The organism is Flavobacterium sp. C3NV (assembly GCF_046825355.2).
Classification (GTDB): domain Bacteria; phylum Bacteroidota; class Bacteroidia; order Flavobacteriales; family Flavobacteriaceae; genus Flavobacterium.
The window spans coordinates 77045-90218 of the sequence record NZ_JBKQBJ020000010.1 but is presented as its reverse complement, the minus strand read 5'-3'; the positions used below and the strand labels follow the sequence as shown (position 1 = coordinate 90218).

Here is a 13174-nt window from a genome sequence, read left to right as displayed (position 1 = left end):
CTTTCAATTCACAATCGTTATATTTGCACAAATTATTTTAAAAATGAAGAATCTAGTTGAAGAATTAAAGTGGCGAGGGTTATATCATGATAGCATGCCAGGAACGGAAGAACAATTGCTTAAAGAGGTAACAACGGCATATATAGGTTTTGATCCAACGGCAGATTCGCTACATATTGGTAGCATGGTTCAGATTATTTTATTGGTTCACTTAAACAGAACTGGTCATAAAGCTATCGCCCTTGTAGGTGGTGCAACCGGAATGATTGGTGATCCATCTGGGAAATCTGACGAAAGAAATTTGTTGAACGAAGAAACTTTGGCTAAAAATGTTGCGGGAATAAAAAGTGTCTTGTCTCGTTTCTTAGACTTTAATTCAAAAGAAGCAAATGCTCCGGTTATGGTAAACAACTATGACTGGATGAAGGAATTCTCGTTTATTGATTTTGCCCGTGAAGTTGGAAAACGTATCACGGTAAATTATATGATGGCGAAGGATTCAGTAAAAAAGAGATTTGCCGGAGAAGGCGAAGGAATGTCTTTTACAGAGTTTACTTATCAATTAATTCAGGGATACGATTTTTATCATTTATATAAAAACAACAATTGCGTTCTGCAAATGGGAGGTTCTGATCAATGGGGAAATATCACCACAGGTACAGAATTAGTGCGCAGAATGGGAGGAGAGAATGCAAAAGCTTTTGCTCTTACAACTCCACTAATTACAAAAGCAGACGGTTCTAAATTCGGGAAATCTGAAGGTGGAAATGTTTGGTTAGATGCCGATAAAACTTCGGTATATAAATTTTACCAATTTTGGGTAAATTCTACTGATGTTGATGCTGAAAAATACATTAAAATCTTTACTTTTTTAGATAAAGAAACGATTGATGCTTTGATCGAAGAGCATAAAACTGCTCCGCATTTAAGAGTTTTACAAAAGAAACTGGCTGAAGAAATCACAATTTTTGTTCACTCTGAAGAAGAATTAGAAAAAGCAATTCAGGCTTCGAATATTTTGTTCGGAAATTCTACTGCAGACGATTTGAAGAAATTAGATGAAACTACTTTTTTAGAAGTTTTTGACGGTGTTCCTCAAGCTGAAATCGCAAAAGCGGATTTAGAAAACGGATTGGATATTGTTACTGTTTTAAATGAAAAAACGGGCTTCTTTAAATCAAACGGAGAAGCGAGACGTGCATTAACAGCAAACTCAATCTCGGTAAACAGAGAAAAAATAAAAGAAGATTTTGTATTGACTCCAAATGATTTGATCAACAATCAGTTTGTATTATTGCAAAGTGGTAAGAAGAATTATTTTGTTATTAGAGTTAAATAAAATTTTAAAAGATATAAATTGGATGAATTAACTAAAATGAATGGTTTGGTTACCTTAGTAATGCCTGTTTATAATGCTGAAAAATTTATAAGAGAAGCTATCGATAGCATAATAAAACAAACATATTCTAATTGGGAATTAATTGCTGTAAATGATAATTCTAAAGATGATAGTTTAGTTATTTTAAAAGAATATCAGGAAATAGATTCCAGGATAAAAGTTTATAGTTTTGAGGAAAATCAAAAGCCAGCGATTGTTAGAAATTTTGGAATAACAAAAGCAAAAGGAGATTATATAGGTTTTATTGATGCTGATGATATTTGTTTTGAAGACCGTCTTGAAGTGCAGGTGAATTTTCTCAAGAATAACTCAACTATTGATTTATGCGGAGGATTTTGGTTGCGGTTTGGGAAAAACATTAATTATGAACAGGCTTATATTAAAGAGCATAATGAAGAATTGAAACTAGCTTTTATTTATGAAAATTATATAGGTAATTCCACAGTTTTAGCACGTAAGAAAGTCTTTTTATCGAACGTTTTTAATCCAGAATTTGTCCCAATGGAAGATTATGAGTTGTGGACCAGGATTATAATGAAACACAATCTTTACAATATCCAAAAACCTTTAGTTAAATATAGATTACACGATAATAATATTAGTGATACAATTGCAGTTGATTATGAAGGAGTAAAGAATTCTATACAATTGAAGTATTTGAAAAATATTGGATTTGAAAGTGATGATGATGAATTAAAATATTTGAAAAAAGGATTGCAAATTGGCCGGGCTGAAGGATATAAAGAGTTAGAAAAAACACTATTTGCTGTTCATAAGTTTGAGGCTTTTCAGAATGAAAATCATTTTTTTGATAAAGAATTAATTCAAAAAACAATTAATCAGAATATTGATTTCTATTTCAAAAGATTATCTTCTCATAAATTAAAATTCATGTTTTTTATTTTGAAAGAACAGTATCGTTATTTTAAAATTCTTTCTATTAAAACGAAAGTGAAATTTGTTTTAAAATCTATTTTTAGGGGGTTGTAATTATTTCGAAAACAGTATTGTAAGTTGTCAAATTGAATTCGAGAATATCAGAATAAGAGACGAAAAAAGTCCTAAATTATAAAACCATCAAATTACAACCACGAATATCCGAATTATCAAAACGTCCCAATACCTCGAAAGAGTTGTTGGGATTTTTTTTGCCCAAATCCTGCGTAGCTATAAAAGAGCAAGAGTTAATATTGGCTAAATCAATAACGTTTATTCCACCTGTTTTTCCATCTTTCACGTAAGTGAGAGCATCTTCCGGATCACGAATCAAAATATTCATCCATGACGGACATTCGAATACGCCTTCGCCTAGAGAATACGCTTGTCCTAAAAGTTCAGTCATGCCATATTCTGAATGAATTGCCGAAACGCCAAAACCTTTGCAAAGAATCTCGTGCAATTCTTCGCGAATCATTTCTTTACGTCTGCCTTTCATTCCTCCAGTTTCCATAATTATGGTGTTCTGAAGGTTGAATTGATGCTTTTCAATCAAATCCAATAAGGCATAAGTAACCCCAATTAAAATAACATTTTGACCGGATTCGTCAAGAGCTGTGAGTTTTTTAATTAAGTCGTCGTGATTGTGTAAATAAAATCCGCTTTCAGGCTGATTGGATAACTTTATAAGATCTTCGACCATATAAATTAACGAAGAGCCATCGCGTTCGAGATAAGACGGTAAAAGGGCTAAAACAACATAATCTTCGATATTGCCATAAAACTGCGAAAATCCATTGCGGTAACTTTCCTCATATAGGGAAATATCGGTCACTATATGTCGGCTTGTAATCATTCCAGTTGTTCCGCTGCTGGTAAAAGTAACCTGAGCCGGATCGTTATTAGAAACTACATTATGACTTTTGAAAAACTGAATAGGTAAAAATGGAATTTGTTGCAATGATTTTACCTGTTGTGGATTGACTTTTAGGAAATCGCAGAAATCACGATATACGACGTTATTCTCATGTTGAAAACGAAACACTTTTAAAGCTATCTTTTCAAATTGTTTCTGACTCGAAATCGTAAATATATCGTTGGCTGTAATCAAAACTTTTTTTGTGCAAAGATATTGTTTTTAGTTTTTAGTCGCGGTTTTCAGTTGGAGTTTTTGGTATGTTGTGAAACTGTGACTGTGACTGAAAACTAAAAAAGCTCCTTTTCAGGAGCTTTTTTTATAACTTATCGAATAATGAGCTTTCTTGTTGCAGAAGCATTTTCTTCACTTATTTTAATGATGTAGACACCGGGAACCAGTTCTGATACATTTAATTCTTTTGAACTTAAATGCGTCTGAAGTACTTTTTTGCCTAAAACGTCAAAAATTATAATCTCTTTTTCTAAATCATTTTTAGACGAGATGTATACTTTTCCGTTACTAACGGGATTAGGGTACAAGCTTAAGCCCTCAATGTTGCTTGCACTTTGAGGTTTTGGTAATTGCTTACTATCTTGTGCCGAGACACTTATAGTAAAGAAAAAAGCCAATAAGAATGTAATATAAAAGTAGTTTTTTGCCATCGCATTTTTTTGATTACCGTAAATATACAAAAAAAATTACAAAAAGCACGCCAAAAAAAAACATCCTAAAAATTTAGGATGTTTTTAACATTTATATGATTACTAATAACTTATAGTTTTGCTAATAAGTTTACACCATCAACTGTAGCCCATGCACCACCAGTTAAAACAGCTCCGGTAGCAGTAGTACTAACTGTCCAGTTTGTTGCAGGAACAAAACTAGCTGCAGTTACTGTGAATGAAGCAGGAACTCCTGAAATGAAAGTAAGAGGAGAATTAGTGATTTTCACGTTAGTTAATTTGATTTTACCAGCAGCAACTTGGTGATCATAAGTAGCTTTGTCTAATATTTGAATCACACCACCTTCGTAAGCTTTTGGAGTAGTTTGGCTAACATAACCATCTATTACGATGTTGTTGTAATCACCATTTCCTTCTTTTTTAAATTGGATAGCGTCCAATTGAATTTCGTTTTGTGCTTCTGTAGTTGTACCAGCAGCTCTTCTAAGAGTGATACCAGTAACTTTTGGCCAGAATGCATTGTCAACACTTTTAGCTTCTACTTCGATACCGTAGTTAGCAACACCTGTTTGGTATGCATACCAGTTTGAGTTTTCTTGACCTCTCCATCCGTCTTGCCAGTCAAAAGAGTCATCAGTATTACCGTAAGAGATTGAGTTTGTTAAGCTTGCTGTTCCTCCGTAAAATTCAAAACCATCATCATTACCTTTGTAAGCAACCAAGTGATCTAATACAGTTCCTGATCCAACAGAGTAGAATGAGAATCCATTATTTTCTTTACTGTTACTTGTAATTACTTGTCCAGCATATTCAACTCTTACATATTTCAATGAACCACCATTGTGTGCTGCATTTGAACCTCCGTATGTTAAGTTTAAACCATCTTCTGAAACTGCTGTTTGTGGAGCAGGAGCAGTTGCTGAGTTTACAATTGGAGCATCTCCGTACATAATGATACCAGCCCAAGAACCACCTACTTTTGATTTTTCAGTGAAAACGATTGGAGCATCAGCCGTACCGTTAGCGATTAGTTTTCCTCCTTTTAATATAATAAGACCATTTTCTCCTGTAGATTTGTCAGCTGTAATTGTACATCCAGGTTCGAAAGTAAGAGTTACACCTTCGCTAACTTTAACCATTCCTTTTAATGTATAGTTACCGTATGCGTAAGTTTTATTTGCTGTAATGTTTGCAGAGATTTCTCCTGTTACTGGTTGTTTTACCGGTGTATCGTTATTGTCGTCACTTGATGAGCATCCTGTAAAGATACTTCCTAAAACTGCTAAGCAGAATACTAATTTTTTCATAAGTTTTGTGTTTGTTTTATTTATTTCAATCTTCAACAAATTTAATCCGAGTCTCTTCTAATCTATTTAAGAGAATGTTATGAAATTAACACCTGCTCTTTAAGTTTGTGTTTGGTAATTGTTAAGTGTTTTTTTAGAATGTATAAGATATGTTCATAGAGAAACCAACTCCTTTTTTGTATTCTCTCACTGTTAGATCGGTTTCGGTTATTTCGATTCTGCTTTTGTCACCCATTTGTATTTTATAAGCCGGGTTTAATATATTATCTATAGAAAATTTAACATCAAATTTGTCTGAAATTTTGTTTTGCCAGATGAAATCAAGCTTACCAAACGGCATTTCATAATAATTATCTAGTCCATTTGTACCTACAGCATAGATTCTTTTACTATAAAGATTGTAAACCATAGTCATAGAGCTTTTCCATTTTTCACTAAATTCAGAATCGTATCTAAGATCAGCATTTAGGATCCAGGGAGAGGCTCCTTGTAGTTTTCTGGATGGATTATTATCAACTGCAATAGTTTCAGGATTATTAACTCCATTTTCAAAAGTTTTTTCGATAGTTACTTTTGTATCCATTAATGCTGCATTAGCTCCTAAAGAGAAATTAGATAATGATTTTGAAATTCTTTCTAATTGAAATAAGAATTCGAATTCAGCACCATATAGTAAAGCTTTATTAGAATTACCATATGTTATAATTTGTCCACCACTTCCTGCTGAGTTTGTAAATAATCTCTCGATAGGATTGTCTATCATTTTAGTAAAAATTGTAGCAGAGATTAATTCTTTACTGGTTGGGAACAATTCGTATTTTAAATCAAAGTTATAGTTAGCACTATTGGTCAAAAATTCATTACCTCTTTCTATAGTACCATCAGGATTTACAAACTCAAGAGGGTAAGACTCCATAATTACAGGTCTTGTAATTGTTTTTGAAGCTGCAAATCTTAAGTTTGAATTCTCATTTATAATGTATTTTGTATTTACAGATGGTAAAATATCTGTTTTATCAGTAGTTATTATTTGGTACGGATCTTCAAAACTTCCTGTTGACTTGTATTTTGTTTCTCTATGAGTTTGTTCAACTCTTGCGCCTACGTTCAATTCAAATTTTTCAGAAAATTTTAAGGCTAAATCTAAGTATCCAGCATTAATAAACTCTTCCAGCATTGCTTTGTAAGTTGAGTTTGTTCCTTCTCTATAAGTGAAATTGTCGTTTAAAATTTCGTTTTTTAAAGTAGCATCAGGAGTATTAGTTGGGAAAGTAGCACTATTTGAGTTTAGATTTTGTGATACCAAAAATCTAAATTCAGATCCCATTTTGTTCATATAACCGCTATATCCCGCTGTAAGTTTGTGCGATTTGCTTAGATCTTCATTTCCAAATTTCCAACCATATTCTAGTAAACCAGAGATGTGTTGGTCACCTTTAAAATCAAGATATTGTCTGGTTATACTGTTTCCAGTATAGGATATTGAAGTTGTATTGTCATCCATTTGAATACCTTTGAAAGATTTTCTGTCAGGAAGTTCATATTGTGTTGTAGAGAATGAGATACCAGATTTTATGGTGTGTCTTTCATCTTCGGTTATTTTATAATTACCAAACAATTGTGTATTAAAAAAAGTAGACTCTTGCAATTGATTCATTCTTATAAAACCATTTGTTTGGGCTGCATTAGAATTTGTATAACCTAACTGATCTTGTATCAAATTTTCTGTCGATTTTAGATAGATCGTGTTTGATGTAAGAGAAAGTCTTTTTGTTTTATAAGTTAAACCTAATAATGCAGATGAATTTGTGATAAATTTATACTGTGTTGTAGTTAAATCATTGTCATAGTTTCCTTGCGCAGTATTGAAAATTCTATCAGCTCCACTTCTAATTTGATATTTATTCTCGTAGTTAAGTGATATCAAATATTGAAATACGTTTTGTTTTTTGCCTACATTGAATTTTTCTGAATGAGTAACTCCAAAACTTGTATTCAAAGGAGCTACATCGCTTTTAACGTCAAATCCTGAACCAAATCCGTTTGCGGCCTGGTCTGTAGTTAATGTCTGGTTACTTGGAGTTTTGGTCAATGCAGACGGTAAATCTCTTTCGTTGCCAGAAAATCCGAAGAAATCAGATGTTGAAGTTGCATCTCGGGAAATAAGGAACTTTTTAAGGTTATTATTGACAGTATAACCAGCTCCAAAATTAATTTTTGTTTGACTTTTTCCAGTAGCAGTTGTTACGATATTAAAAGTAGCTCCTGCAAAATCGCCGTATAAGTTAGGATTGAAAGTTTTGTATGTTTCTAAAACGCTTACAATATCCGTTGGAAAAATATCTAAAGGAATGATTTTTTTAAATGGATTGTTTGATGGAACAGCCAAATCATTAAGTAAGAGACTATTGTAACGATCTTCCAGACCTCTTACGAATAAACCTCTTCCGTCTACTTTAGTGATTCCTGTTATTTTAGTCAAACCTTCCTCGACGTCGCTAACTCCTTTTCGGGACATTTCCTGTGCACCAATACTTTGTTTAATTACAACAGCATTTTTTTGGTCCAGTAATAAGGCCGTTTCTTTTTCTCTGTTAGCAGTAGATTTTACAACAACATCTTTTAGAGTATAACCTCCAGATGAAAGCACCTGATTTACAGTAATAGTCTCATTTGCTTTAACAATTACTGGTTGTTCTACAGATTCATATCCAACGAAACTAAAAATAACGATATAATTTCCCGGATTTACACTTAACGAATATTTTCCGTCAATGTCAGTGTTCGCGCTTGTGTTAGTCCCTTTTACTAAAACATTTGCGAAAGGTAAAGGTTGATTATTGGTTTCTTTGTCGGTTAATACACCAGAAATCGTACCTTTGTTTTGAGCGACCGAAATCGTACAAATAAATAATGTGATTAATAGAAATTTTAAATTGAATTTCATTTTTGTGTTGTGTTTGATTTATTTTTGTGCAAAGAAAGAAACGCTGTGTAAAGTTCATGTTAGGCGCTTGTTATGTTTTTGTGTCTTGTAGATTATCAAATTGTTACCAGATTAAATTACCGTTAACCGCAATTTTTAACGGTTATTTTGTTAGTATATTTACGCTGTGAAATAAAAAACATCGAATGTTTAATGAAGAAAATTTGATGTAAAAATCTCAATTTTTGCTATTTATGAAAAAAACACAAACCAAGATTTTATTAGTTGACGATGAACCAGATATCTTAGAAATCGTTGGCTATAACCTTGCTCAGGAAGGCTACCAGATTGTTACTGCTTCAAATGGAAAAGAAGCGATAGCAAAGGCTCAGAAAGAATTGCCGGACCTAATTATTATGGATGTAATGATGGCCGAAATGGATGGAATGGAAGCTTGCGAACACATCAGAAAAATCCCGGAATTAAATAATGTTATCATAACATTCTTGACAGCCAGAAGCGAAGATTACTCACAAGTTGCTGGTTTTGATGCAGGTGCAGATGACTATATCACCAAACCAATAAAACCAAAATTATTGGTAAGCAAAGTAAAGGCTTTGTTAAGAAGGTTAAAAGAACAAGAAGTTGTTAGCGATACCTTAAATGTTGGCGGAATCGAGATTAACCGTGAGGAATACAAGATCATAAAAGGCAATGTAGAAATTGCTTTACCAAGAAAAGAATTCGAATTATTTTATTTATTGGCTTCAAAACCCGGGAAAGTTTTTAAAAGAGACGAAATCCTGGATAAAGTTTGGGGTAATGAAGTTGTAGTTGGAGGAAGAACAATCGATGTTCACATCAGAAAACTGCGCGAAAAAATAGGAGAAGACCTTTTTAAAACCATCAAAGGTGTTGGTTATAAATTTGAAGTTTAATTTTTTTAAGAGGCTAAGTTACTAAGGAACTATGTTTCTAAGTGATTTTGCTGAAGATTTAAACGATTCGAATTGCATAAAATGAACCCAATATAAGTTCATTTAAAATATAGTATACATACTTTTAGAATCGAAGTTTATCTTTGCCAAAGTTCAAAACTTTGACAAAGATTTCTTTTTTTAAGTTCTTAATGTAATGATACAATTACGCTTTACTTTAAATGAACTTATATAACTTATATGGTAAAAATATAATCTGTTAACGGTTAATAATATCAATGAAAATTAATTTTAAAAAAACATACAAATTTGCTGTAAAGTCGGCATTATATATCAGTCTTTTCGGGACAGGATTTGTGCTGATTCTGATGAATTTATTTTATAAAAATCAGCTGAAACACCAGGTTGCATTTGGGATAATCTTTATTATTTCAATTTATATTTTCTCCTTTTTGGTATTGCAATATCGTGTAGAACGTTTTATTTACAGACGAGTAAAGAAAATCTACGATGAGGTTTCTTTATTAGAATCTACAACACTTATCAATCAGCCCATTACTACAGATATGGAAACCCTTTCACGCGAAGTGAAAAAGTTTGCTACCGACAAAAAGCTGGAAATCGAAATGCTCGAAATTCGTGAACAATACCGCAGAGAGTTTTTAGGAAACGTTTCGCACGAACTTAAAACACCTTTGTTTACTGTTCAGGGTTATGTTTCGACTTTATTGGATGGCGCCATGGATGATAAAACCATTAGAAAAAAATATTTAAAACGTGCCGAAAAAGGAGTAGAACGCCTTATATATATAGTAGAAGATTTGGACATGATTACCAAACTGGAATCCGGAGACCTGGATTTGAATATGACTGATTTTAATATTGTCGAACTGATTCAGAATGTTTTTGATTTGTTGGAAATGAAAGCTGACAAAAAGAAAATTAAACTGGCTTTTGAAAGTAAAAATGTGCAGTCAGTTATTATTCGCGGAGACCAGGACAGGATTCAGCAAGTTTTAGAGAACCTGATCGTCAATTCTATTAAGTATGGTAAAGATGGAGGTTTAACCGAAGTTGGTGTTGTAAACTTAACCAAGAAAAAAGTTTTAATCAGAATTAGTGATAACGGAGAAGGAGTTGAAAAACAAAATATCCCAAGACTTTTTGAGCGTTTTTACAGAGTCGATAAAAGCGGAACCCGTTCAGAAGGTGGTTCTGGTCTGGGATTAGCGATTGTAAAACATATTATCGAAGCGCATAAAGAGAAAGTATATGTAGAAAGTGAATTCGGTATTGGATCTGAATTCTCTTTTACCCTCGAAAAAGCGCATAAAACCATAAAAGCAGAAGTTAAATAATTGTAAGCTGATTGAAGCGGACTGCTGTAAAACATGACGTTTTAACAATTAATCAAACTACGGAAAAACTTCGTAACATTAAATTTTTATTATAGTAACATCCTGTTAATGATTTCTTAACATTGATGCCACATCTTTGTACCCTGAAACTAAGGGATATTAGAGAAAGGATGATAAAAAGAAAATTGGTTGCCGTTTTATTGCTGTTAAATTTTACAGCAAATGCTCAGGATTTAAATAAACAGGATGTAAAAAACGAAGTAATGCGTATTTTAGATTCTATCAACAAAGCAAAACTTCCAGATACTAAATCTGGCGGAGGAGTCGAAGAACACTGGTATGACAGAATCTCCTTAAGAGGTTATGCACAAATACGATACAATGGTCTTTTCTCTACAAATGATAAAGTTTCCTGCGATCAGTGCGATAAATCATGGGGAACAACCTCTACAGATCCGGATGCAAAAGCAAACAACGGATTGTTTATTCGTCGCGCACGCTTAGTATTTTCAGGACAAGTACATCCTAATGTGTTTTTCTATTTTCAGCCTGATTTTGCCAGTTCGCCAAGCACAGGAATCCAGAATTTTGTCCAGATTCGTGATTTGTATTTCGACCTTTCTTTTGATAAGAAAAAGGAATATAGAGTTCGTGTAGGGCAAAGTAAGATTCCGTATGGTTTCGAAAACATGCAGTCAAGTTCTGTACGCTTAGCATTAGACCGTAATGATGCGATGAATAGCGCGATATTAAACGAACGTGATTTAGGAATATTCTTTTATTGGGCTCCGGCCGAAATCAGAGAGCGTTTTGCCATGTTGGTAAAAGATGGTTTTAAAGGTTCAGGTGATTATGGTGTTTTTGCCTTTGGAGTTTACAATGGGCAAATAGCGAATAAACTTGATGGTAACAGAGATTTGAATGTTGTCGCAAGAGCAACATATCCTTTTGTAATAGGCAGCCAGATTATCGAACCCGGAATTCAGGCTTATACAGGAAAGTGGGCTTTTACCGGCGAAATTTCACCGGGAGTAAAAGTAAATGATCCTCAATATGTAAAGGATCAAAGGGTAGGAGCGACTTTCGTTTTATATCCAAGACCTTTCGGAATCCAGACAGAATATAATATTGGTACAGGACCGCGATACAATACGGTAACTAATACTGTTGACGAAACAGACTTAAACGGAGGTTATGTTTTACTGAATTATAAATTAGATATCAAAAAGCAACATATATATCCTTTTGCCAAATTTCAATATTATGACGGAGGAAAAAAATACGAAAAAGACGCCAGAAGTTATGTGGTTAGAGATTATGAAATTGGTATAGAATGGCAGCCAATTAAAGCTTTTGAGTTTACAGCAGAATATGTCATTGCCGACAGAACTTTTGAAGACAGCGTGCTGCCAATCAACCGTCAGCAAGGAAATTTATTACGCTTGCAAGCGCAGTTTAATTTCTAAACTAATCTTCGAAAACGGTAAACAAAGAATCCCAGTCGATATCTTCGTTGAACTGAGTTAAACCTTTAAACGACTTTACTTTTGAAAGATCTTCAATGGTAAAGTCGTTTTGCAATGCATACGGTACCAGATTTTCTTCCTGAAGTTTTATCGCCAGATATTCCTGCTCATATTGTCCCGGAGTTGGAATAAAAAAAGCTTTCTTGCCCAATTTTGCCAAATCCATTACGGTAGTATAACCCGAACGGCATAAAACAAAATCACTTTCGTTAAAAGTTTGTTCCAGTTGTTTTGAGTTCATGAAATTGTAATACGTCACATTTCCTGCCTGCCATTTGGTTTGGGTTTTATCAATAATACCTTGTACAAATACAACTTTACCGTGGTAATTAGCCACTTCTTTTTGTAATTTTTCGTCCAGATAAGTGCGCTGAGGTTCAGGTCCGGACAAAATCACCATCAAATCATACAATTTTGGCGTTTCCTTTTTACGCATTCGGCTCAAAGGACCAATGTATTTTAAATTAAGATGATTTGTTTTAAGATGACCTAAATCACCGGTTAAATTTACCTTTTCATTAGTATCGGGAACCCAGCATTCGTTGTATTTTTTTATAATGTATTGATGGCATTTACTGGTAAACCAGGTAGTATTTCCTGTCATGACATTCAATTGATGCGTCATAAATACAGATGGAATTTTTTTACTGAAAACTCCCAGTCGATTGTCTGAAATAATACCATCAATCCCGTGTTTTTTAATCCAGCGATTGACCATTTTTTTCTCGTCTAAAATTGCGACGATCATTTTAGGCAGGCTTTTAATCAGTTTCCATTTAAAGTTTTTACCATTTTTAGCATATTCAATATGGTAAGAAGGCAACTCAAGTGTTTGTATATATGGAAATTCCTTGCGTAGTAACGCCAATGCAATCCCATCAGAAGCTATAATTGGGATGAAATTTTTTTCCTGAAGCGCTTTTATAATTGGGATACATCTTGTGGCATGGCCTAATCCCCAGTTTAATGGAGCAACTAAAATTGTTTTGTTCGCAGAATAGTCAATGCTCATAGTTTAACGCTTTTTAAAAACGAAGATAAAGAAATAAGCTTTTTATGATATTTCGTACATATTACTAAATTATTAACTCTGATTTAAGCTTCTAAGCTTCTAAGTTTCTAAGCCTCTAAGATGCTAAGTTTTTTGCCTGTTAAATAATAAAAAACCGAACTATAGTTCGG

Annotated in this window: 10 protein-coding genes; 5 read left to right on the top strand and 5 right to left on the bottom strand. The window is 33.4% G+C overall.

Annotation, left to right across the window (positions count from 1 at the left end; genetic code table 11):
* Positions 1 to 43 precede the first annotated feature (43 nt).
* The gene (tyrS, locus tag ACIDC4_RS15265; RefSeq protein WP_412043432.1) at positions 44 to 1339 is read left to right on the top strand and encodes a tyrosine--tRNA ligase; all 1296 of its coding nucleotides are present in this window, start codon (positions 44 to 46) and stop codon (positions 1337 to 1339) included.
* An 18-nt stretch (positions 1340 to 1357) separates the two neighbouring features.
* A complete protein-coding gene (locus ACIDC4_RS15260) occupies positions 1358 to 2389 on the top strand; it encodes a glycosyltransferase family 2 protein (RefSeq protein ID WP_412043431.1) in 1032 nt (343 codons plus the stop codon).
* Between the two features lie 76 nt (positions 2390 to 2465).
* Here the strand turns inward: ACIDC4_RS15260 and ACIDC4_RS15255 are convergent, their stop codons facing one another.
* The 4 genes from ACIDC4_RS15255 to ACIDC4_RS15240 form a co-directional block, all read right to left on the bottom strand.
* The gene (locus ACIDC4_RS15255; protein ID WP_412043430.1) at positions 2466 to 3446 is read right to left on the bottom strand and encodes a LuxE/PaaK family acyltransferase; all 981 of its coding nucleotides are present in this window, start codon (positions 3444 to 3446) and stop codon (positions 2466 to 2468) included.
* A gap of 131 nt (positions 3447 to 3577) precedes the next feature.
* Complete coding sequence (locus tag ACIDC4_RS15250; RefSeq protein ID WP_412043429.1) at positions 3578 to 3916, bottom strand: T9SS type A sorting domain-containing protein; 339 nt, start codon at positions 3914 to 3916, stop codon at positions 3578 to 3580.
* A gap of 110 nt (positions 3917 to 4026) precedes the next feature.
* Positions 4027 to 5244 carry a hypothetical protein gene (locus tag ACIDC4_RS15245; RefSeq protein ID WP_412043428.1) on the bottom strand — a complete coding sequence of 406 codons (1218 nt, stop codon included), beginning with the start codon at positions 5242 to 5244 and terminating at the stop codon, positions 4027 to 4029.
* Positions 5245 to 5377: 133 nt separating this feature from the next.
* On the bottom strand, positions 5378 to 8191 hold the full coding sequence (locus ACIDC4_RS15240; RefSeq protein ID WP_412043427.1) for a TonB-dependent receptor: 2814 nt from the start codon (positions 8189 to 8191) through the stop codon (positions 5378 to 5380).
* Between the two features lie 233 nt (positions 8192 to 8424).
* Here ACIDC4_RS15240 and ACIDC4_RS15235 point away from each other — a divergent pair, with 233 nt between their 5' ends.
* From ACIDC4_RS15235 to ACIDC4_RS15225, 3 genes are all read left to right on the top strand, one after another.
* Complete coding sequence (locus ACIDC4_RS15235; RefSeq protein ID WP_041518469.1) at positions 8425 to 9108, top strand: response regulator transcription factor; 684 nt, start codon at positions 8425 to 8427, stop codon at positions 9106 to 9108.
* 278 nt (positions 9109 to 9386) lie between these two features.
* A complete protein-coding gene (locus ACIDC4_RS15230) occupies positions 9387 to 10466 on the top strand; it encodes a sensor histidine kinase (RefSeq protein WP_230033359.1) in 1080 nt (359 codons plus the stop codon).
* A 170-nt stretch (positions 10467 to 10636) separates the two neighbouring features.
* Positions 10637 to 11932 (top strand): porin, encoded by a 1296-nt coding sequence (locus tag ACIDC4_RS15225; protein WP_412043426.1) that lies wholly within the window; start codon positions 10637 to 10639, stop codon positions 11930 to 11932.
* A 1-nt stretch (position 11933) separates the two neighbouring features.
* On the opposite strand, the gene ACIDC4_RS15220 is transcribed toward ACIDC4_RS15225, so the two are convergent.
* Entirely contained in the window at positions 11934 to 13004 is a 1071-nt protein-coding gene (locus ACIDC4_RS15220; RefSeq protein ID WP_412043425.1) for a glycosyltransferase, read from the bottom strand.
* Positions 13005 to 13174: the final 170 nt, after the last annotated feature.